The sequence below is a fragment of the Pseudomonas sp. FSL R10-1339 genome, from assembly GCF_009600545.1.
GTDB classification, from domain to species: Bacteria; Pseudomonadota; Gammaproteobacteria; order Pseudomonadales; family Pseudomonadaceae; genus Aquipseudomonas; species Aquipseudomonas bubulae.
The window spans coordinates 13,848-34,759 of sequence record NZ_WIVQ01000019.1 but is presented as its reverse complement, the minus strand read 5'-3'; the positions used below and the strand labels follow the sequence as shown (position 1 = coordinate 34,759).

The window sequence follows — 20,912 nt, the reverse complement described above, 5'->3', positions numbered from 1 at the left end:
AGTTTTATGTCCGGTCTGACTTATAGCTCACTCCGGGTTTGATATGGAAGTAATACCTAAGCAATATAGTAGTTGTACTATATAAAGAAAAATTCGCTCAAGTCCTGGATGCCCAATGCCGATCGCGCTGCTTCCCCATGACCCTCAACCCTCTGTAGTGCTTGATAGAGACGGCTTGGCGCTGGCAGCCAACGACGCACTGATCCGCCTGCTGGCGGGCAAGGCGTTGAGCCAGGCGCGCGCTCTGTTGCCGGGCAATCTGCCGGAGCTGGTACGCGCCTGCCTCAAGCAGGGCAGAGCCATCGAGCAGGTAGAGGCGCAAAGTGCTCAGCAGGTCTGGCTCTGGACGCTTATTCCCGACCCCGACAGCCAGTGTGTGCTGGCCCGCGGGCGTGAAGCGAGTACAGAACTGCTGGCCGGGCGAGAGGCGGCCAAAGCCCGACGCCTGTACCGGCTGATTACCGAAAACACCACGGACCTTATCTCGCGCCATACGCCTGACGGGCGTTTTCTGGATGCCTCGCCGGCGTCCTGGACCCTGCTTGGCTACTGGCCCGAAACGCTGCGCGGGACCCTGGCCCAGCGCCTGTTTCATGCTCACGACCTGAAGCTGGCGCTGCGTCAGGCCCGTGATGCCCTGCAACTCGACGGCTATCACACCATGACCTACCGCATTCGCCATCAGGCAGGGCATTACCTGTGGTTTGAAACAGCCAGCCGGGCAATTCGTGAAACCTACACCGGGGCGGTCGTCGAAGTGGTCAGTGTGTCGCGGGATATCACGGCCCGCGTCCAGGCTGAAGAGAACAAGCGGCGTCTGGCTGAAGTGGTGGAAGCCAACCCTGATCCGGTGCTGTTTATCGACCCGGCTGGCGGGGTGTCGTACCTCAACCCGGCGGCACGGCGTCTGCTGGGTCTGCTGCCTGCAGAAGGCATGCCCGCATTGGCTGATTTTTTGACCGCGCAAGTCTTGGCTACCCTGGAGAGCAACGGCTGGCACAGTGCAGAGGCGCAGGGTTTGTGGAGTCACGAGACCCGTTTGTTGCCCTTGAATGGCGAGCCTTCGGTGCCGGTGTCGTTACTGCTGCTGGCTCATCGCTCGACTGCCGGAGAGCGGTTTTTCTCGCTGGTGGCACGGGATATGCGCGAGCGTGAACTGCGCGAAGCCCAGCAGCGCCATCATCAGGATGAAATGGCCCATACCGCGCGCCTGGTCACACTGGGCGAACTGGCATCGGGGATTGCCCACGAAATCAATCAACCGCTGGCGGCAGTGGTCAATTACGCCAATGCCAGCCAACGTTACCTGCAAAGCCTGGACAGTAATCCTGCCGCAGTCGAGCGTGTGGCCCAGGGACTGGAGCGGATCAACCTGCATGCCAATCACGCCGCGCAAGTGATCAAGCGCCTGCGCGGTTTTTTGCGCAAGGGCCGGCGTAACCTGCAAGCGCTGGATATCAGTGAGGTGGCGCGCCAGGCCGTCAGCCTGTGTGCCTGGGAGGCCGGGGAACGAAATGTCACTATCGAGCTGCAGTTGCCGGAGTCCCTGCCATGGGTATACGCCGACCGGGTGTTGCTGGAGCAGGTGCTGCTCAACCTGTTGCGCAATGCCATAGATGCAAACAACGAGCAATTACCGGGTCAGCTTTCGCGGATCATCCTGCAGGCTCAAACCCTTGATGGCGCCACCCTGCAAATCAGCGTGCAGGATCAGGGGCCGGGGGTAAGCGCCGGGGAGCTTGAGCAGTTGTTCACACCGTTTTACACCAGCAAGGCAGAAGGTCTCGGGCTGGGTTTGTCGATGAGCCGCAGCATCGTCGAAGGCTTTGGCGGTGAACTCAATGCCCGACCACAAACCAGCGGCTTGCTGATGTGCTGCTGCCTGCCATTGATGGCTTCACTCAACACGACAAGAGAGTAACGATGACAACCCAAACCCGGCCTGTGGTGTATGTGGTGGATGACGATCAAGGCATGCTCGACTCGACGGTCTGGTTGCTCGAGTCCGTGGGCCTCAATGCGCTGGCGTTTACAAGCGGGCAGGCCTTTCTTGACGCTTGCGACCCGACCCTGTGTGCCTGTGTGGTACTGGATATCCGCATGCCGGCCATGGGCGGCCTGAATGTTCAGCAGGCATTGCGTGAACGAGGGATCAGGATGCCGGTGATCTTTGTCAGCGGGCATGCCGATGTGCCCATTGTGGTACGGGCTTTCAAGGCCGGTGCCCATGATTTTATCGAGAAGCCCTATAACCAGCAGTTGTTGCTCGACAGCGTACAGCAGGCCCTGAGTGGCGATACCGCGCAGCAAAGCGCCAGCCAGGAACAGACCGAACTTGAGGCCCGTCTGCAAAGCCTGACACCGCGTGAGCAAGATGTATTCATGCCTTTGGTCAAGGGCTGCACCACCCGTGAAATTGCCGCGCTGCTGGGGGTGAGTGCCAAGACTATCGACCTGTATCGCTCCCGGGTGATGAAGCGCATGCAGGCCCGGCATTTACCCGATCTGGTGGGCATGGCCATTGCTGCCGGGCTGGTTGATCCGCTCAGGTTGGGTTAGCCAGTAATGCCTCGACGCCAGCCATGACGGCAGGCGTGTCGGTGTGGGCGACGTTGAAGCGCATGCAGCGGCGCAGTTGCGGATCAAAACCGAACAGGATCCCGGGCGCGAGCACCAGGCCACGGGCAAGCGCCTGCTGGGCGAGGGTTTCGCCATCCAGCCCGGCAGGCAATGTGGCCCAGATAAACATGCCGCCGGCGTAGGGCGCGCTCAACCTGAAGCCCAGGCCCTGCAACCAGCCCGAAACCCTTGCACCACTGGCCTGCAGGCCTTGCACCACGCGCTTGCGGTGTTTGTGATAAGTGCCGTCATTGAGCATCGAGCACACCAGTTGCTCAAGCATTTCCGAAGTAATCCCGCCGCACATCAGTTTCATCTGGGTCAGCTCGGCGGCCATCTGCGCAGAGGCCACGACAAAGCTCACCCGCAGGTTGGCACTGAGGGTTTTCGAAAAACCGCTCAGGTAGGTCACTTGCTCCACGCCTGCCAGCGCCACCAGTCGAGGGGGCGGTTCTGGGTGCAGGTCGCCATAAAGATCATCTTCGATAATGGCGCACTCATAACGCTTGGCCAGCTCGAGCAGTCCGTAGGCCTGTCCGGGTGTGAAGGAGTGCCCGGTGGGGTTATGCAGCAGCCCGGTGGTGAGGTAAAGCGTTGGCCGGTGCTGGCTGAACAGGGTTTGCAGCGCTTGCAGGTCCAGCCCTTGGGCAGTGCGCTCCACAGTGATCACGCGCACGCCATGCAAGGCCAGGTTGGCGTGAAAATTGAAATAACAGGGCATGTCCAACAGCACGGTATCGCCGGGGCGCACGCGCAAGCGCAGCAGCATGTCGAGCCCCAGCACGGTATTGGCCGTGGTGATGATCTGCTCGACCCCCACATTCAGGCCCTGGCTCAACAGTTTCTGCTGCAAGGCCTGACGCAGCGGCAAATAGCCCGCCGGGTCACCATAACCGGTCAGTCGCAGGGCTGGCGAGCGACTGAGCTGGCGCATGTTGCCACGCAGGGCGCTGGCTTCCAGCCAGCTTTCCGGTAAATGCCCGCTGCCGGGGCGCAGGGCACCGCTGGCACCGGTCAGGGAGCGGCGCAAGACGCTGTGCAAGTCTTGCGGCAGCAGGTCAAGGGCAGTGGCGCGTCCGCTCTGCAGCGTTTTCGTCGCAACAAAGTAGCCCAGGCCCTGACTGGATGTGATTCTGTCCTGCCCGCGCAAGCGATCCAGGGCTTCGATCAGGGTGAATTTGCTGACGCCCCAGTGAGCAGTCATCTCGCGTGCCGAAGGCAGTTTGCTGCCGGGGTTGAGCAGACCCTGATCAATGGCCTGGCTCAAGGCATCAACAATCTGCTGGACCTTGGACAGGCCGGGTTGAAACGCAACGGTAGGTAAGTGCATGCAGGGCCTCGTACTTTACCGGTCATGCTACCAGTAAAGGTCGGTAAAGTTTGTCAGTGCTTGCTCTGCCAATAGCCAGCAGGGCCTGCCTAGACTGCGCGACCGTAATTTCTGGATTCAACCACCGTCATGGCCACGCAACTGACACTCGCTTCATTTCTGTATTTTCTGATGTTTTGCGCCACCATGACCTTCAGCCCCGGGCCCATGACCCTGCTCTTGATGGGGTTCGGCATGCAGCAGGGGCTCAAGCGTTCCATGCCGGTACAACTGGGAGCCAGCGCAGCGTATCTGGTGTCGATTCTTGTATTTGCCGTAGGCTTCGCCGAACTGATCAAGGGCAACCCGTTAATCAGTCGCGGGATCCAGTATGTGGGGGTTACGTACTTGCTGTACCTGGCGTACCGGCAGTGGACCAGCACCGGGTTGAAACTGGACAGTCCCGACACACTGCACAACGATTTTACAGGGCGCTTTGGCAAGGGCCTGCTCACCGGTTTCTCCAACCCGAAAACCATCGTCATGTTCAGCGCCGTATTCCCGCAGTTCGCCGGGCAGGGCAGTGATTCCCGAATGCTGGATCTGGCGGTACTGGGGCTGGCTTTTTTGCTGCTGCAGTTTGCCAGTGGTTGCCTGTATTGTTACTTCGGTCAACGTATTCGCCGGGTGCTGCAAAGCCCGTCGCGACAAGTGTTGTTGCAACGGGCTACAGCCTGCATGTTGCTGGGGGTTGCAGTGATGCTGGCGCGAGGCTTTACCCAGGGCTGAACCTGCCGGGCGCTGGTGCCATCACGCCGCCAGGGGCTTGCTGTTCAGGGACTTTTTGTATTCGGCTTTCATCGCTTCCATCTGTTTTCCCAGCTCATCGAGCACCGCTTTACCGAGCAACTTGCGGGCCTGGGGAAACATCTCGGTTTCTTCCTCTTCGATATGGTGCTCGAGGAGTTCCTTGACCACCTTTGCACGACCGGAGAATTCCAGAGAATCGGGGGCAGTTTTCTTAAGGTCAGGCAATACCAGGGAGTCCACAGTGCGGTGTTCTTCCTTCGCTTCGTGGTACATGACGGCTTGCTCTTTACCACCGGCTTTCTTGAAGACCGGGTAGAGGATTTCCTCTTCAAGGCGGGTGTGGATAGTAATTTCCATTTCCAGTTTGTTGAGCAGTTCAGTGCGTTTTTTCACGGCGCGCTCGGTGGAGTCGCTGAGCTGGCTCAAGATGGCCTTGACTCGTTTGTGGTCTTCCAACAGCAAATCGATGGCATTCATATTCACTCACCTGTCTCTTTCACGGATAGGGATGGGCCTTTATGCATGCGACCCTCAGGGGTGAATATTGCATTAGCTGTACCAACTTGAACGGACGATATAAAATTAATAAAAATCAATTAGTTAAGTTTTAAAGCTGACGTTTCTATTCGTGCAGAATGCATGTATGCCGCGCCCAGGTCATGCAATTCGCGAGTAGGTTGGCGTTAATGCGCTAAACGCGGAAATCCCCGCCGCATGGGGTATATTGCGAACTGTTTCTGCCTGTAATGAGATTGGTTTTGTCTACGATTGACTCCCCGCTACCGCCGCTTTCTTCCTTGGTGTTAAACCCGGTGCAAACGCCTGTGGCGCTTTATCTTCAGCGGCTGGCGCCGTCCAGCCGCCAGACCATGCGTTATGTCTTGCAGGAAGCGGCAGACCGCCTGGGCGCTGAAGACGTGGCGATTGATGAATTCCCCTGGCATCAACTGCAACCGGGGCATATCACCGCACTGGTGGCGGCGTTGCGTGAAGACGGTTACGCGCCAAATACCTCATCGCTCTATGTCAACGCCATTCGCGGCGTGATGAATCAGGCCTGGCAACAAAACCTGATCACTCAGGATCATTTGCTCAAGATACGCGCAGTCAAGGCGGGAGGCGGTTCGCGGCTGGTCAAGGGGCGTAACCTGCGGCGCAATCTGATTCGCGAGCTGATGGACGTCTGTGCCGCAGACCCCCGTCCGCAAGGGCTCAGGGACGCGGCGATCATCGCAATTCTGTATGGCTCGGGGATGCGCAAGTCCGAGTCGGTGAATATGGACCTGTGGCAGGTCGATGTAGAACAGCGCAGCTTGCAGGTGCTGGGCAAGGGCAACAAGGAACTGATCAAGTTTGCACCGGCCTGGGCTTTCGAAAAACTGGAAGAGTGGCTGGCGTTCCGCCGGGCGAACCTGCCGGACGGGGTCAGTGATGACACCTTTTTGTTCAATCGCATCCGCCGCGGCAACCACATCACTCGTGATCGCCTGACCAAACATGCGATCTATTACATCGCCAAGCAGCGGGGCAGGCAGGTAGGGGTCGACATCATGCCCCATGATTTTCGTCGCTCGTTCATTACCCGGGTGATTGAAGAGTACGACGTGTCGATCGCACAGAAGCTGGCGCACCACGCCAACATTGCCACCACCGTCAGCTATGACGTGCGCGATGACAACGAGCGGCGCAATGTGACCGACCGCTTCCTGTTGTAAGCGCAAGGGCTGGCGGTTTTAAGAATTAATGAACCCTCGCGCCATCTCCCCGCCTAACGTTTAACAACCACAGGAGGTCGCGCATGCAAATCGAAACCATATGGGTGGTACTGGCAATTATTCTGGTGCTGCTGGAGCTCTGGGCAATCCGCGGGGTGATGAAAAGCGGGGCACGGTCAAGCAGCCGGCTGATGTGGATTGCCATTATCATCTTCGCGCCGTTGCTGGGCATGCTGGCGTGGCTGGTTGCCGGGCCAAGGCAGCCGAGCACACACCATTGAATATCACGTATTGGTCTTGAGCTTGGTCCACAAACGGGTGCTCAGGCGGGCGATTTTGGCCGGCAGGTCTTCCACGGTGAACAGGGTGTCGATCACTTCACTGGACGGGTAGATCGCCGGGTCCTGTTTCACGTCCGGCGCCAGGTACGGGTCTGCCGCCTGGTTGGGGTTGGCGTAGTGGATATGGTTGCTGATAGTGGCAATCACTTGCGGGGTCAGCAGGTAGTTCATGTAGGTGTAGGCATTTTTTTCATGGGGCGCGCTCTTGGGCATGACCACCATGTCCAGCCATAACGTCGAACCTTCCTTTGGGATCGAATACGCAATGTCGATCCCGTTCCCGGCTTCCCGCGCACTTGCCGCAGCCTGTACCACATCACCGTTGAAGCCGATGACCGCACAGATATTGCCGTTGGCCAGATCACTGATGTATTTGGATGCATGAAAATACTGAACATAAGGTCGTATTTTCAGCAGCGCCGCTTCGGCTTTCTTGTAGTCCTCAGGCTCATGACTATGGTGCGGCAAGCCCAGATAGTTGAGAGTGATCGGCAACACTTGCGTCGGATTATCGATAATCGCCACACCGCACTGGCTCAGTTTTTTGATGTTGTTTTCATCGAAAAACAGGCTCCAGGAGCGGGTGACATCCGTGGTACCAAAAATCGCCTTGATCTTCTCGACGTTGTAGCCGATCCCCGCCGTGCCCCACATGTAGGGGTAGCCGTACTGATTGCCGGGATCGTTGGCTTCCAGTTTGTTCATTAACACCGGGTCCAGGTTCTTCCAGTTTGGCAACTGGCTCCTGTCCAGTTTCTGGATGGCACCGGCCTTGATCAGGCGGGACATAAAGTGGTTCGAAGGGCTGACCACGTCATAGCCGGTATTACCGGTCATCAACTTGGATTCCAGCACTTCGTTGCTGTCGTGAATATCGTAGGTCGCCTTGATCCCTGTTTCCTTGGTGAAGGTGGTCAGGGTGTCGTCGGCAATATAGCCGTTCCAGTTGGAAATATTCACGCTCTCGTCGGCGTGGCTGACGGCCGAAAACGCTGCGAGCATGACCGCAAGGGAAACCGGGCTGATGTTCATGTTCAATCACCTTTTCAAGGAGCTTTTATTCTTTTGTGGTGTGAGAGTGTTCAGATTTCTGTTTTGGCTCTGAGGGCTTCCATGCGCATGCGCAGCGCTGCACCGACGTCAAAAAATGGCCGTGGCGGCAACCAGCCCGGCTGCGCTCTGTCCATGACCGACTGCAGCAGGGACGAGCTGGCGCCACAGGCCAGCTCTGCGAGCAGACGGCCCCACAGCGTGCCGCGAGCAACCCCGGAGCCATTGCAGCCCGCCACGGCATAGATGCCTTCCTCGACCTTGGCAAAGTACGGCTGGCCACTGCGGGTAGCGCTCAGATGGCCGGTCCAGGTGTAGCGGATGTCTTGCTCACCGAGCCCGGGGAAGCGACGTTGCAGGCCCAGTGCATGGTGTTTTCGACGCAGTGACAAGTCACTGCCGGACAAATCGCGCGTACGGTATTCCGCGGTATTGCGGATCATTACCCGCCGATCCGGAGTCAGTCGCACCGTCGCGCCCAGCGGCCTCGTCGACAGCACGCCCCAGGGCTCGACACTGCCGATGGCCTGATACTCCTTGTCGCTCAGGGGGCGGGTGAGGCTGGCGCTGAGCTCCATCGGGAAGGTTGCGCTGTTGTCGATCCCGGCGCGGGGGATAAAGGCATTCAGGCATACCAGTACCTGTGCGGCTTCAATGCTGCCCTGGATACCCTTGGCCCGAATGCGTCCGCCACTCAGGCGTTCAAGCCCGATGATGTCGGTGTTTTCAAAAAGGCTGACATTGGCCGGCAAGGCATCCAGCAGACCCTTGACGTATTTCGCCGGCTGCAACAACGCATTGCCATTGCCGCACCAGATGGCCGCCTGGTAATGGCGGGTGCCGAGTGTCTGCGCCAGTTGCGCGCCTTCCAGAAAGTGTGCAGATGCGCCGACTGCATGCAGGGTCTTGAGCTTGGCCTCAACCTGGGTCAATTTGCCCGGGTCGTTGACGGCGAAGTAGTAACCCGAATCCCGGTACTCGCAGTCGATGCCGTGGCGCGCAATGCGCATGCGTACTTCATCACCGGCCGCCTGGCCGATTGTCGAGTCCACGGCATAGCCGGCAAATCCACCCTTGCCGATCAGCTCGTCATCCGCCGGGTTTTCATGGGCCACCGCGTAACCGGAGTTGCGTGCCGATGCACCTTGGGCTGCACGTTGCCTGTCGACAATCAGAATGCGAGCTTGCGGGTGCAATTGCGCCAGGGAATGGGCCGCACTGAGGCCGGTAATGCCCGCACCGATAATCAACCAGTCGGCTTTCTCGATGCCTTTGAGGTGATCACGGAGGGGGGAGCTTCCTGCCAGGGCAATCCAGCCACATTCATTCTTCACGTTTCACCTCATTTGCCGGTCAGGGGGCTGCCCGGCCTTTGAATACATGCGCTAATTGCATGGCTGGCCGTTGCTGGCGCTGGTTATGAATGGAATTTAGGCGGTACCAAGTGATATAACCAACGCTATTAATTCATTGATTGATGCAAAAAACACATGGATAAGGTTCGTCACGTACCCTCGTTGCAGGGTTTGCAGGCACTGGTAGAGGTGGCTGAATCGGGCAGCTTCACACAGGCGGCGCAGACGCTGTGTCTGACCCAAAGCGCTATCAGCCGGAAAATCCAGCAACTGGAAGCTCACTTTGGTGTGACGTTGTTTGTCAGAACCAGTCGCAGCGTGCGCATGACCGTCGAAGGCGAACAGGTGCTGGCCAGTGCCCGCGGCATTCTTGAACAGTTAAAGCTGCTGGAAGATCGTTTGTCGCCGCAAAAGCGACCGTTCCGTATCCGCATGCATGTATCGCTGGCCGTGCGCTGGTTACTGCCCAAACTCAGTGACTTTTACTTGCAGCACCCGGACATAGCCTTGTCGATTGAAACGGTCGCCACCGAGGTTGTCGAACCGGCCAGCGACAGCGATGCCTACATCCTGTACTTGCCCCGACCCTCCACTGACCCGGCCTGCATGGCTTTATTCGATGAGGCTCTGGTGCCAGTGTGTGCACCCAGCCTGGGGCCGCTGGCGTCGATGGAAGATCTGCTGCGCTTTGCGCTGTTGCATCGCTCGGCCGACCAGCAAGCCTGGCACGACTGGCTAGCCGCCAATGACGGCAAGCCGCTGCACAGCTATCGGCATATCCCGTTCAATCTCGATGAGCTGGCCCTCGATGCTGCCGCGCGTGGCTTGGGGGTGGCGGTCACGGACATGACCCTGGCGGCGGAGTCCATTCAACGCGGGGCACTGGTGATTCCGTTTGGTGAACCGTTGAAAACCGGTGGTAACTATTCGTTGTGCCTGCAACCTGCTGCAGACTTGCATCCGGCGTGTCCGGCGGTGCTGCAATGGTTCGCCAGTCAGGTCGAGCAAGGCGGAGGAGGGAGAACTTGTTAAATTTTGTAATAAGTCCGCTAACAGGAAATGAGTTTAATCGCTGTAGGATTGCATCCCCAATTCACTAAAGGCTTGTATGAACACCCTTCAGGAACCACCCAGTCGCAGTTTTGAATCTGCGCTTGCCCCAGGCTTGATCCTCGCAATCGAGCACGTGTTACCCATTCCCCGCCCTCTATTTTGCGCCAGCACCTCTGCTGATGCGCTTGTCTGTGCGCGCTCGCCGTTAACCCAGCACCTTCGTGAGATTGACTGATACCTATGGAATGGATTGCAGATCCCACGGCCTGGCTCGGCCTGTTGACCCTGATTGTGCTGGAACTGGTACTGGGTATTGATAACCTGGTGTTTCTCGCCATCCTCGCCGACAAACTGCCGCCGGAGCAGCGCGACCGTGCCCGGGTCATCGGCCTGACGCTGGCCCTGGTCATGCGCCTGGGCCTGCTGGCCAGCATCTCGTGGATGGTCACGCTGACGCAGCCTTTGTTCGAAGTCTTCGACAAAGCGTTCTCGGGGCGCGACCTGATCATGCTGTTCGGCGGCTTGTTCCTGTTGTTCAAGGCCACGATGGAGTTGCATGAGCGCCTGGAAGGGCATGTGGCCGAGCGCTCATCGGCGCTGGGCTATGCCATGTTCTGGCCGATTGTGGCGCAGATTGTCGTGCTAGACGCGGTGTTTTCCCTGGACGCAGTGATTACCGCGGTAGGCATGGTTGAACATCTGTCGGTGATGATGATCGCCGTGGTGTTCTCGATCGGCCTGATGATCATCGCCAGCAAACCGTTGACCCACTTCGTCAACAGTCACCCTACGGTGATCATGCTGTGCCTGGGCTTCTTGATGATGATCGGCTTCAGCCTGACTGCCGAGGGCCTGGGCTTTCATATCCCGAAAGGTTATCTGTACGCCGCCATCGGCTTCTCGATCCTGATCGAAGTACTCAACCAGATTGCCCGTGCGCGCCGCAAGAAAAGCGTGCAGGGCCTGCGGCCCATGCGCGAGCGCACCGCCCATGCGGTGATGCGCTTGCTTGGCGGACGCACCCTGAGTGCTGATGAAGTGGGCGAAGAGATTGCCGACATGCTTGACGGTGGCAGTCAGCAGAACGTCTTCCATCGACGCGAGCGCGTGATGATCAGTGGCGTATTGCAACTGGCGGAACGGTCGATTCGCACGGTGATGACGCCCCGTGCCGAGATCGATCATATCGATCTGGCTGATTCGGCAGAGACCATCCGTACAAAGCTGATGCATTCATCGTACTCCCGGCTGCCCCTGATCCGGGATGGCCGGGTAGATGAACCCTTGGGCTTTGTGCATAAAAAGGAGCTGCTCAAGGAGCTGCTGGCGGGGCATGAACCGGATCTGGAGGCGATGGCGCGCAAGGCCATCAATCTGCTGGACAGCTTCACGATTCTCAACGCTCTGGAACAGATGCGTAAAGAGTCGACGCACATTGCGTTTGTCATCAACGAGTTCGGTGACTTCATCGGCCTGCTGACCATGACTGACATTCTTGAGTCGATCGCTGGTGAACTGCCGGATGCCAGCGAGATAGAGGGGCCCAATATCGTTGCCCAGGAGGAGGGTTATCTGGTCAGCGGCGCCTTGAACCTGAGCCAGATTCGCCAGCACATCGGTTTTGCAGCCAAGGCCACGGATGACTATCAGACACTTGCAGGTATGGTCATGAGTTTACTGGATCGTCTGCCGATGATTGGCGACAAGCTGACGTGGGAAGGCTGGACCTTGACCGTAGTCGAGGTAGAAGAGCGGAGGGTGACGCGGGTGTTGCTGAGCAAATCCGCTCCCACAGTAAAAAGTTAGCGCGGTCAGTGTGGGAACCGGGCTTGCCCGCGATTCAGGCAACCCGGTCTGTCTGAAGGACCGAGGCGCTACTATCGCGAGCAAGCCCGCTCCCACAGTAAAAGGTTAGCGCGGTCAGTGTGGGAGCCGGGCTTGCCCGCGATGCAGGCAGCCCGGTCTGTCTGAAGGATCGTGGCGCTGCTATCGCGAGCAAGCCCGCTCCCATAGTAAAAAGTTAGCGCGGTCAGTGTGGGAGCCGGGCTTGCCCGCGATGCAGGCAACCCGGTCTGTCTGAAGGATCGAGGCGCTGCTATCGCGAGCAAGCCCGATCCCACAGGGGAGGGCAGTGCTTAGTTGCTGTCAGGCAGTGCGTAAGCGATCACGTAGTCACCGCGATCCGGCGACTGACGGGCACCACCAGCGGTGATCACGATGTATTGCTTGCCGGTTTTAGGCGAAACAAAGGTCATCGGACCGCCCTGGCTGCCAACAGGCAAACGGGCTTTCCAGGCTTCTTCACCGTTGGCCGAGTTAAAAGCGCGCAGGTAGAAGTCTTGAGTGCCAGCGATGAACACCAGGCCACCTTGTGTCGACAGGGTACCGCCCAATGTCGGCATGCCGATCGGCAGTTGCAGACCCATCTTGATCCCCATCGGGCCGGTGTCCTGCACGGTACCGACCGGTACTTGCCAGGCGACCTTCTGAGTCTTCATGTCAATGGCGGTCAGCGTACCGAAAGGCGGGGCCTGGCACGGAATACCGGCTACCGACAGGAAGCGGTTTTTGTTCACCGCATAAGGCGTGCCCTTGAGCGGTACGGCACCCATGCCGGTGTTCAGCGCTTCACCGCCAGAAGAGGCCTTGGCGTCTTTTTGCTGCGGAACCATCTGCACCCACAAGCCCAGGCGCATGTCGTTGACGAAAATAAAGCCGTGTACAGGGTCAGTCGACAGGCTGCCCCAGTTCATGCCACCCAGCGAACCCGGGAAGCTCAACGACACATCAGTGCCCGGCGCGGTGTACAGACCTTCGTAACGCATCTTCTTGAAGGAAATACGGCACAGCATCTGATCAAACGGGGTTGCACCCCACATGTCCGATTCAGTCAGGGTCTGCGCACCAATCTGTGGCATGCCCACGGATTTTGGCTGGGTCAGCGAGTAGGGCTCGTCCGGAATGTTCGAGGCCTTGACCGGTACTTCTTCAACCTTGGTCAGCGGCTGGCCGGTGTGGCGATCGAGGACAAAAATCTGCCCGGCCTTGGTGCCGATCACTACCGCTGGGACCTTGCTGCCGTCCGCTTTGGCGAAGTCGATCAGGCTTGGCTGCATCGGCAGATCGAAGTCCCACAAGTCATTGTGGACGGTCTGATACACCCATTTTTCTTCACCAGTGGTGGCGTTCAGTGCCAGTACCGATGCACCGTACTTGTGGTTCAGCTCGGTACGTTCGACACCATAGATGTCGGTGGACGAGCTGCCCATCGGCAAGAATACGGTGTTCATCAGCGGGTCATAGGACATCGGTGCCCAGCTGTTCGGCGTGCTGCGAACGTAGGTCTTGCCTTCTGCCGGTGCTTGCTTGTCCTGCGGGTTGCCCGGGTCGAAGGCCCAGCGCATGGCGCCGGTCACTACGTCGAAACCACGGATCACGCCACCTGGCATATCGGTCTGGACGTTGTCAGCCACGCGACCGCCAACCACCACCGTGGTACCTGCCATCAACGGTGCCGACGACAACTGGTAGTAGGAGTCGGGCACATTGCCCAGGCCGGCCTTGAGATCAACCTGGCCATTGCTGCCGAAATCCGGGCAGAACTGGCCGGTGTCGGCATCTACCGCGATCAGGCGTGCATCGATGGTATTGGTCAGCAGGCGACGCTGGCACGCCGCGCCCGGGGCAACGGTGACGGCTGCGGCCGGGGTGCTGCCATCGGTGGGTGCTGCGACTGGGGCGCTGGCATCAAAGTACGCCAGGCCACGGCAACGCTGCCAGACGGCGGCCTTGGCATTGATGTTGTTCTTCCACAACTCTTTACCGGTATCGGCGTCCAGCGCGATCAGGTTGTTGTGTGGCGTACAGATAAACACTTTGTCGCCCACTTGCAGCGGGGTCATCTGGTCTTCTGCGCCATTGCCATCACTGATGGCCACATCGCCGGTCTGGTAGGTCCAGGCCGGTACCAGCTTGGACACGTTGCTACGGTTGATCTGATCCAGAGCAGCAAAGCGGCTGCCACCTTCGTCATTGCCGTAGTGTGCCCAGTCTTTCTGGGCTTTGGCCGGGTCAACCTTGGTCAGGCCCGGGCCGTCACCGGTCGGTGCGATCGAGGCGTGAGGCTGGAACATCCCCCAGAAGCCGGCGGCGATGGCCACGGCCAGCACTGCACCCAGCGCATAACCGGCGTTGCCGCTCAGGCCATTGGCCTTGCGCAGCGAAGGGTAAGCCAGCGCCACGACCAGGCTGAGCACAGCCAGGGCAAACAGACGTGAAACCAGCGGCCAGAACACCAGCCCGGCATCCGCCAGGGCCCAGATAACACTGGCGAGCATGATGGCAGCAAACAGCCAGGCACCAGCCAGGCGTCGCTTGAACAGCAACACGGACGAAGCGACCATACCCAGGCCTGCAAGCAGGAAGTACAGGCTACCACCGAGCGTGGCCAGGTAGCCGCCACCGGCGACATAGAGCAAACCGAAAACCAGCACGCCTAAAGCGGCGACCCAGATGGGCCAACGGCTTGCGGCTGCCGAAGGTTGAGCGTTATTCATTGTGCATGACCCTATTGATGCATGAACGGTTGGGAGGAGGGCATAGCGTTTAACTGTAGCGGCTTGCAAGGCAGGCGCAGACGTGTCGGCGTTTCTGCACGTCGTCGAGGCCTTGAACAGGCCAGGTCGACAGACCGGGAAACGTCCGAAACAGTTATGTACTAAACGGTTAGTTTTATAACTTTAACAAAAACCCGGGCCTGCGACAAATTGTCAGTGTCGAGAGTCCGATAAGAGGGGATGTCAGGGGGAGGGCAAAGGGCGCGCAGATGCCCTTCAGCCATAGGGGCTGCCATCTTTATGGACGAAGTGCCATGTGCCGTCGACTGCCGTCACCGCCTGTATATCGTCTGACGGGTAAGTCACGCTATCTCCGACACTACGGTCGCCTACTTCAAGAACCACGCAGAGGGTGTCAGTTTTATTCTCCAGATGGTGGGCAAGCCCTTTGGCGGGGAAGCCCGCAATCATCCCCGGAGCCAGTTGCACGCTTTCATCACCTCTGAACAAGGTCGGATGACCCTCCAGGACATAGATAAATTCGTCCTGTAATGAGTGCGAGTGATGAAGGGCGGAGAGACTGCCTGGCGGCAGGTGTACAAGGTTGACGCCAAAATTCTTCAAGTTGAACAGATCACCCAGAGGCCGTTTGGTGCGGCCCTGCATCAGGGACGCGAAGGGCTCGGGGTAGTTGCTGGGGCGGGTTCTCTGCGCTGCATCGCAAGCATTGATCGGGCCTTGCTCAGTGGGGCGGATCATGGTGCGTCCCTCAAGATCAACAGCCAAACACAGAGGGGCAGTGCAACCGCCTTGGCAATCTGCACTGCCTGAAAGTGCCATCAGACATCCAGCATAGCCGGCACGTGGCTGTGCTGCTCTGAAACATGGCTGTCATTGGCAGGGGCTTAAATAGTGACTCCTTCCACTCGAGAAGATCATCCATGTCACAGTTTCCAGTCCGCCGTCGCAGCCTGATCCAAACGCTTTCTGCGGGACTTGTGTTGCCCAGCCTCGCGCCGGCTATTCTGGCGAATGTCCAGGACAGTCCCCAGATGACAGATGGCGTGCAATCCGGGGATCTACTGGGTGACCGCGCGATGGTCTGGAGCCGTAGTGACCGGCCAGCCAAACTGGTGGTTGAGTGGGACACCACCAGCACTTTTGCTCAGCCCCGGCGCGCCGCTTCGGCGCAGGCACATGCAGGCACTGACTACACCGCCCGGGTGGAACTCAGAGGGCTGCCCGCCGATCAATCCATCTTTTATCGCGCCTGGTTCGAGGACGCCCGCACCGGAACAGCGGGCGAACCGTGGTTCGGGCACCTGCGCAGTGTGCCAGGGCAGCCGCGGGACATTCGTTTTGTATGGAGTGGTGATACGGTCGGTCAAGGGTTCGGCATCAACCCTGACATAGGCGGCATGCGCATCTACGACGCCATGCGTCGACGCTTGCCGGATTTTTTCTTGCACAGTGGCGACACTATCTACGCAGACGGCCCGGTTCCGGCCCAACAGGTCGTGGAAAATGGTCGCGTCTGGCGCAACCTGACCACTGAAGCCAAAAGCCATGTCGCGGTGACTGTCGACGACTTCCGGGGTAACTACCGATACAACCTGATGGACGAGAACGTGCGGCGGTTTAATGCCGAGGTGCCGCAGATATGGCAGTGGGACGACCATGAAACGACCAACAACTGGTCGTCAGGCAAACAGCTTGACTCACGCTATGGCAGTGCCGCCATCAGGGATCTGCTCGGTCCGGCACGGCAAGCCTGGCTCGAGTACTCCCCGATGCGTCCTCAGCCTGGCGATAAGGGCGGTCGCATCTACCGGAGCCTCCCTTATGGACCTTTACTGGAGCTCTTTGTGCTGGACATGCGCAGTTACCGAGGGAGCAATGACGCCAACTTGTCCGCTGTCCCGGGCCCACAGACGGCGTTTCTCGGGCGTACGCAACTCGACTGGCTCAAGCAGGCGCTGGCACATTCAACGGCCCAGTGGAAAGTGATCGCTGCCGATATGCCGCTTAGCCTGGCCGTGGCGGATGGCGAAATGTCGCCCGGAGTACCGCGCTGGGAGGCAATAGCCAACGGCGACAATGGCAAACCGTTGGGACGAGAAATGGAGATTGGCGAGTTACTGGATTTCCTGCGCCAACGACAGGTCCGTGATGTTGTGTGGCTAACTGCCGATGTGCACTACTGTGCAGCTCACCACTATCATCCTGATCGAGCAGCGTTCCAGCAATTTGAGCCGTTCTGGGAATTTGTCGCCGGACCTTTAAATGCGGGCAGTTTTCCGTCTTGTGCTCTGGACATGACCTTTGGCCCGCAGGTGGTCTTCGAGAAGGCACCGACTGAACCGAACATCTCGCCCCTGGCAGGGCTGCAGTTCTTCGGCGAGGTCAACATTGATGCTCGTGACAAGAGTCTCACGGTAACCCTTCGCGACCTGGGCGGTGTAGCGGTGTTTGAGCAGCAGTTGAAGCCTTTCGGGCATGAGGTCTAGGCAGGCTTAAGAGTGGAGCCAGTCGTAAATCCGGGCGAGTGGAGGGTAGTCCTGATCCGCTGAGCCTGTCGGAGCGGGCATTTCACCATGCGGCAGTAGCAGTCCGGAGGGGTAAGCAGGGGGAGGATAAATGCTCGAACCGGCTTGATTCGCCGTTGTTCGGTCTGGGCATCAGGTCGATTTGCCAGCCAGGTTTCAGAGGGATACTTACCGGGCGGGACGGGCGTTTTGTTCGGATATTCAAAAACTCCTATTATAACTAAACTAAACAACCATTTAGTATAGCTATTCCATACGGTTATAATAAGGCAGGATTTAGATCACCTTAGGCAGATCCTTCCCCGTTAATAAACGTCCGTCCAAACCTATAAATTCGAATGCATCGCTGTGCGCATAAATTTGTCTTGTCGCGTTGCCTATAATCCGACTATTGAAGGCTGCAACCTCTTTTCTTTCTAACGGTATTACTCGTTCGCTTGCCTCATAGTCGCCTAGAACGGCGATATTTTGGCTCAAAGGGATGAAAACACTCACGTCTTTTAGTGCGAATCCCAAACCCCATCCGTCGTCAGGTCGATTAGGGTGAGCTACCAGATTTACTGGATAATCGGAGGTAATGAACCCAGGTGATCCATTGCTTGTTTGCAGAAAACGCCATTTGCGCTCTAGTAAACATTGATGAATTCCACGTATAAGCCCCAATTCAAAGTAGGCATGCTTTGAGCTGTTCATCTCTAGGGCGGGTAAACCTTCCCGTGATTTTGAAGCCATTAGAATTTGGTTGAGGGGCTCAATGCTGCTTTCCAAATGCTGTCTGTCTCGTGGATTTCTCGCAGCAAAAAGCGAAAAAAGGAGCAGAACTGCTTCACGATCTGCGCTGTTGGAAAAACTACAGCTATTAACGACTCTGGTGAGTGCTGCAATCCCAGGTCCTTCGACCTCATTGGCGTAAGATCTCTCTAGTACATTGGGATCTGGGTGACCATCTAGTCGGTTGAAATGATCCTCACCAGCGACATTTTTTACGCTTTGCGGAAATCCTTTTTTCACAACAAGATCAACGCAGTGAACGACATCGTGCTTACCGGACTTCGCAAAACCTCGCAGGTATCCAGCCGAGACATAATGGTGGTAGATCGGTTCGCTCATATAAGTCGTATGTCCATTCTTGGTCGATTCACGTTATCAGTCTTATGACCGAATTGGCGTTAGCGTTAACGAACCGTCAGGCTGTTTTTCAACGGTCAGCGTGTCACCAATGACAAGGCCGATTTCGCTGAGCAGATCATCGGGCAACGGCACGATCATGTCGCCAGTGCCATCGGCAGCGTCTTGGCAGGTCACAGTCCAGCGTTGGTTTTCAGTACCTGGTACACGGTTCATGGTTTTGATCCCAAGATGGTCAGAGGTCGATAATGCCTGTCTGCCTGTTGAAAAGCAGCCTCCACTGACCCTGACGCCCCAATACGAAGGTTCGCATAATGTATATTATGTTAAATCATGTTCATGAAGTTCATAAGGTACTGAATCGACGAATCCGCTTTTGACGTCCACTCTCCCAACGGACCATAGACTTCGATGAGGTGGCTGCCGATGAAGCTGATTCACTGCCGCTTTTCTTCAGGTCAGCGTGTTCCGACACGTTCTGTTCATCTACATCCAACTCAAACTCAGGCACCTCGCTTACCATCGGCGGCGGCACATCTGCCTGCGATCCAGGCTTTCTATACCTATGCCCAAAGTCGAGACGCTCATTTGGATGGCGTCATCTTGGTCTGCCACTTCGAGTCGATTCTGGCGTTGAATAGCCGCAGATTCTCTAGAGCCCCCCGAGCCTCACAATTGAGACTGTTGGGAGCTGAATACCTAAAGCAGCCGCATTAACCGGGCTTTCAAGGTGAGGCTATGGTCGGGCCGCTCTGCTGCGGGTCATATGGATGAGTGCTGATCTACGACTATCCAGAGAACTTCTCTCTTCGACAGCAAAGGGCAAGAAGCCTAGTTTTGGATATAGCAGCAAGCCTGCTGTATTTTCATTGAAGCACGAGATCTGCACCTCTGTGGCGTCATAGCGGTCGAACGCCAGAGCAGTCATCGTCTCCACGATGAAGGTCGCCACACCTTTACCTCGTGCCTCTTGGGCAACGATGACATTGCCGATACAGCAAACTCCACTCGTTTCAGCCCGATAAAATATCGGGGCACCCTTTGATGCGGCAGCAGCTCCGCAATCTCACTTGCCCGCTGAGTCGACAGGCGCATGAGGACGTCCTTCAAAATAGGTACGCCGCCGTCATCGAGATAGCGCGACAGCGCCATTAAACCTGCCAATTCTTGCTAGAATCACTAAACCCATAAGCACGCTAGTCAAGTCGATCACTAAGGATTGAGATTGCATGATCAAAACCCTGCCTAAAATTATAATTTCAGTTGCTGCACTTTTCGGTATGCTTATTAATTTGCACTTGATCCACACACTTAGCGATCACTCTGCTGTCTCTGGCGTCGAGGAGTTGCTCAGTCTAAGGATGTATGACTGGAGCCAGTCAGTGTCCAAGAAATCAGACTTGGGTGGCTTTGTTACCTTTTCGATTCTTGGCGCTGTGATTGCCGCATATGTAGCGTCTAAATTAGAGTTTAATTTGGAAAAGACCCTGTGTTCAATCATCGCTACCGCCATAATATCTGGATTTGTTTTGGGGAACGTCCAGAATGCTGTGGTATTTCATATTGGCACTTCTTTGGTTGAGAAGTACCCCGCCGCCACCAAGCGCGCTATTTCCACCTATTATGTGCAGCGTCTTGCGTGGCGCGATAACGGCTATAAAAACGTACTCATCCCTGAATATTCCGGCGATAACATTCGAACAATTGAGTCGAAGCTATTCAGTGTCAATATGTTTTATTTGGTTGAGGATCCCCTTTTCGTGACAGGGGACAAGACCAGAGGCAAAGACCTTATGGCACTGTACTTCAATGATGCAGTTGACGCGCAAGTCAAGCAGCAACCATGGGGGCTGCCCAAAGATAACTGGATGTATGAAGGCTTTGTAAGGAAATTTGATACTGCCCACTACGATTTGCGAAGAGTAAATAATACTGTCGTTGTACCTGTTGTGTTGGCCACGACCATTTTTAGTCTGATCTTAAGCATCTTGGTTTTCATAGGTGAAGTATTTGGATTGGCTGGTGGTAGCTGGCTAAAGACAAGGGTTTATGCAGTGGCGGGTGTTGCTATTGCTTTGCTGGTCACTCCCTTATTCGTACAAACTCACTATCACTTGACGCCAGCAATACAGCAATTTAACTGCAGCTACAGCTATTGTAATTTGGCACAACCCGTTATTGATTGGCTTTTCAGATTCGAACTGGGAGTCGTCAAATTAATCTCATTCGTCACCTGAGAATCTAGAGAAGGTCTCATCAGCTGTCTGCTGGCAGGAGACGTTGACCGTCACTTGAATGCCCTCCTCACCTGCCCGCTGCCAATCGGCGATTTGCTGGCACACTCGGGAGATCACCCAATTGCCGACCTGGGTAAACAGAAGAGCTTTTGTTCCCGTGCAGGCAAGTTTTTCAACTGCCTGCACGGGCATG

General features: G+C 57.0%; 18 protein-coding genes and 1 pseudogene. 9 read left to right on the top strand and 10 right to left on the bottom strand.

Going from position 1 to position 20,912, the window contains the following annotated elements; translation table 11 throughout:
* Positions 1-115: 115 nt before the first annotated feature.
* Positions 116-1,921 carry a PAS domain S-box protein gene (locus GHO03_RS08675; RefSeq protein WP_095026232.1) on the top strand — a complete coding sequence of 602 codons (1,806 nt, stop codon included), beginning with the start codon at positions 116-118 and terminating at the stop codon, positions 1,919-1,921.
* A 2-nt stretch (positions 1,922-1,923) separates the two neighbouring features.
* Positions 1,924-2,559: a response regulator transcription factor gene (locus GHO03_RS08670; RefSeq protein WP_095000202.1), complete on the top strand. Its 636-nt coding sequence runs from the start codon at positions 1,924-1,926 to the stop codon at positions 2,557-2,559.
* On the opposite strand, the gene GHO03_RS08665 is transcribed toward GHO03_RS08670, so the two are convergent.
* Positions 2,546-3,949 (bottom strand): PLP-dependent aminotransferase family protein, encoded by a 1,404-nt coding sequence (locus GHO03_RS08665; RefSeq protein WP_095019911.1) that lies wholly within the window; start codon positions 3,947-3,949, stop codon positions 2,546-2,548. The two genes, GHO03_RS08670 and GHO03_RS08665, sit on opposite strands and share 14 nt — an antisense overlap.
* A gap of 129 nt (positions 3,950-4,078) precedes the next feature.
* Between GHO03_RS08665 and GHO03_RS08660 the strand changes: the two genes are divergently transcribed.
* Positions 4,079-4,717 carry a LysE family translocator gene (locus tag GHO03_RS08660; RefSeq protein WP_095000204.1) on the top strand — a complete coding sequence of 213 codons (639 nt, stop codon included), beginning with the start codon at positions 4,079-4,081 and terminating at the stop codon, positions 4,715-4,717.
* A 21-nt stretch (positions 4,718-4,738) separates the two neighbouring features.
* Here GHO03_RS08660 and GHO03_RS08655 read toward each other — a convergent pair whose 3' ends face one another.
* Positions 4,739-5,215: a hemerythrin domain-containing protein gene (locus tag GHO03_RS08655; protein WP_095019143.1), complete on the bottom strand. Its 477-nt coding sequence runs from the start codon at positions 5,213-5,215 to the stop codon at positions 4,739-4,741.
* A 269-nt stretch (positions 5,216-5,484) separates the two neighbouring features.
* On the opposite strand from GHO03_RS08655, the gene xerC reads away from it, so the two are divergent.
* Both xerC and GHO03_RS08645 read left to right on the top strand, forming a co-directional pair.
* On the top strand, positions 5,485-6,453 hold the full coding sequence (gene xerC / locus GHO03_RS08650; RefSeq protein WP_178110299.1) for a tyrosine recombinase XerC: 969 nt from the start codon (positions 5,485-5,487) through the stop codon (positions 6,451-6,453).
* A gap of 83 nt (positions 6,454-6,536) precedes the next feature.
* Positions 6,537-6,734: a PLDc N-terminal domain-containing protein gene (locus GHO03_RS08645; protein WP_095000205.1), complete on the top strand. Its 198-nt coding sequence runs from the start codon at positions 6,537-6,539 to the stop codon at positions 6,732-6,734.
* Between the two features lie 3 nt (positions 6,735-6,737).
* Here GHO03_RS08645 and GHO03_RS08640 read toward each other — a convergent pair whose 3' ends face one another.
* A complete protein-coding gene (locus tag GHO03_RS08640; protein ID WP_095023382.1) occupies positions 6,738-7,826 on the bottom strand; it encodes a polyamine ABC transporter substrate-binding protein in 1,089 nt (362 codons plus the stop codon).
* Positions 7,827-7,876: 50 nt separating this feature from the next.
* On the bottom strand, positions 7,877-9,178 hold the full coding sequence (locus GHO03_RS08635; protein WP_372241719.1) for an NAD(P)/FAD-dependent oxidoreductase: 1,302 nt from the start codon (positions 9,176-9,178) through the stop codon (positions 7,877-7,879).
* Between the two features lie 156 nt (positions 9,179-9,334).
* Here GHO03_RS08635 and GHO03_RS08630 point away from each other — a divergent pair, with 156 nt between their 5' ends.
* Entirely contained in the window at positions 9,335-10,231 is an 897-nt protein-coding gene (locus GHO03_RS08630) for a LysR substrate-binding domain-containing protein (RefSeq protein WP_095019146.1), read from the top strand.
* Between the two features lie 261 nt (positions 10,232-10,492).
* Positions 10,493-12,058 (top strand): TerC family protein, encoded by a 1,566-nt coding sequence (locus GHO03_RS08625; protein ID WP_153399639.1) that lies wholly within the window; start codon positions 10,493-10,495, stop codon positions 12,056-12,058.
* Between the two features lie 329 nt (positions 12,059-12,387).
* On the opposite strand, the gene GHO03_RS08620 is transcribed toward GHO03_RS08625, so the two are convergent.
* Positions 12,388-14,808, bottom strand: coding sequence for a glucose/quinate/shikimate family membrane-bound PQQ-dependent dehydrogenase (locus GHO03_RS08620; protein ID WP_138737977.1), 2,421 nt, complete (start codon positions 14,806-14,808; stop codon positions 12,388-12,390).
* Between the two features lie 276 nt (positions 14,809-15,084).
* The gene (locus GHO03_RS08615; RefSeq protein ID WP_095019149.1) at positions 15,085-15,567 is read right to left on the bottom strand and encodes a cupin domain-containing protein; all 483 of its coding nucleotides are present in this window, start codon (positions 15,565-15,567) and stop codon (positions 15,085-15,087) included.
* 182 nt (positions 15,568-15,749) lie between these two features.
* Between GHO03_RS08615 and GHO03_RS08610 the strand changes: the two genes are divergently transcribed.
* Entirely contained in the window at positions 15,750-17,315 is a 1,566-nt protein-coding gene (locus GHO03_RS08610) for an alkaline phosphatase (RefSeq protein ID WP_153399638.1), read from the top strand.
* 315 nt (positions 17,316-17,630) lie between these two features.
* Here GHO03_RS08610 and GHO03_RS08605 read toward each other — a convergent pair whose 3' ends face one another.
* From GHO03_RS08605 to GHO03_RS08595, 3 genes and pseudogenes are all read right to left on the bottom strand, one after another.
* On the bottom strand, positions 17,631-18,464 hold the full coding sequence (locus tag GHO03_RS08605) for a DUF4238 domain-containing protein (RefSeq protein WP_153399636.1): 834 nt from the start codon (positions 18,462-18,464) through the stop codon (positions 17,631-17,633).
* Between the two features lie 42 nt (positions 18,465-18,506).
* A complete protein-coding gene (locus tag GHO03_RS08600) occupies positions 18,507-18,698 on the bottom strand; it encodes an AbrB/MazE/SpoVT family DNA-binding domain-containing protein (RefSeq protein WP_153399634.1) in 192 nt (63 codons plus the stop codon).
* A gap of 520 nt (positions 18,699-19,218) precedes the next feature.
* A pseudogene (locus GHO03_RS08595) lies at positions 19,219-19,509 on the bottom strand (GNAT family N-acetyltransferase); the annotation flags it as partial.
* 202 nt (positions 19,510-19,711) lie between these two features.
* Here GHO03_RS08595 and GHO03_RS08585 point away from each other — a divergent pair.
* Complete coding sequence (locus GHO03_RS08585; RefSeq protein ID WP_095032298.1) at positions 19,712-20,719, top strand: hypothetical protein; 1,008 nt, start codon at positions 19,712-19,714, stop codon at positions 20,717-20,719.
* Here the strand turns inward: GHO03_RS08585 and GHO03_RS08580 are convergent.
* The gene (locus GHO03_RS08580; protein WP_095024668.1) at positions 20,705-20,911 is read right to left on the bottom strand and encodes an EAL domain-containing protein; all 207 of its coding nucleotides are present in this window, start codon (positions 20,909-20,911) and stop codon (positions 20,705-20,707) included. The two genes, GHO03_RS08585 and GHO03_RS08580, sit on opposite strands and share 15 nt — an antisense overlap.
* Between the last annotated feature and the right edge of the window lies 1 nt (position 20,912).